Annotated in this window: 1 protein-coding gene; it reads right to left on the bottom strand. The window is 59.9% G+C overall.

All coding sequences use genetic code 11. The features are described from left to right. Positions 1–54: 54 nt before the first annotated feature. On the bottom strand, positions 55–789 hold the full coding sequence (locus tag AB6804_RS31885; protein WP_370889840.1) for an IS6 family transposase: 735 nt from the start codon (positions 787–789) through the stop codon (positions 55–57). Positions 790–830: the final 41 nt, after the last annotated feature.

The following is an 830-nucleotide window of genomic DNA, read 5'->3' as shown; positions in this document are numbered from 1 at the left end:
GGCTCTGTCAACTTGTCGACACTGAGTCGGAAAGACGGCAAGAAAAAGCGTCCCTCAGAAGGCGCAGGACGGATTTCGGGTGACCCCGGTGAACTCGCGCCAGGCAACAAATCGCCCTTCGAGTTGTTTCCGATGGAGTGAAGCGCGCAGCAGATGCCGCTTGAGCGCGAAGTGTTGCCTGACCGGCCCGAAGCACGAGAGAAATTTCTGTGTGCGTTTCGGGTTGCGAAAGCCGCGCATACGCCGTTCGCGTTCGCGGGTCGGTTGGTGGCTGTTCTCTGCGCGGTTGTTCAGTCGGGCGGCCGCTTTGACGAACACGTGCTTCACGTTCGCAAGTTCGGGGATCTCCGCCTTTGCCGCCGGATAGCTGCGCAACTGATCAGTGACGATCTTGCGCGGTACCGGGCTCGAGCGCAGCACACGCTTGAAGAAGCGTTTGGCCGCGGCTTTGTCGCGCCGCTTTTGTAGCAAGATGTCGAGTTCCGCGCCGTGCTGGTCGACCGCGCGCCACAGCAGGTGCGGTTCGCCACGCAGCGTGACGAACATCTCGTCGAGGTGCCAGGTGCTACCCGGCTTGCTTCGCGCGGCTTTCACCCGGTGAGCGAAGCCGTTGCCAAACTTATCGCACCAGCATCGGATTGTCTCGTATGTCACGGTCACACCGCGCTCGAAGAGCAGTTCCTCGATGTCGCGCAAGCTCAACTGAAAGCGGAAATACCAACGGACAGCGCAACTGATGACCTCGGCCGGGAAACGGTGACCGTGATAGAGCGATTTCGATTTCTTCATCGCATCATCTTACGTGACCGACCCAACAACCTGACAACGCC

This window comes from Caballeronia sp. RCC_10 (genome assembly GCF_041360715.1).
GTDB lineage: Bacteria > Pseudomonadota > Gammaproteobacteria > Burkholderiales > Burkholderiaceae > Caballeronia > Caballeronia grimmiae.
The sequence above is the reverse complement of the archived record's forward strand: the minus strand, read 5'-3'. Positions and strand labels throughout refer to the sequence as shown.

What these genes read in the sequence shown, in the direction of transcription:
- AB6804_RS31885 (WP_370889840.1), bottom strand. Translation starts at nt 789, where the DNA reads ATGAAGAAATCGAAATCGCTCTATCACGGTCACCGTTTCCCGGCCGAG.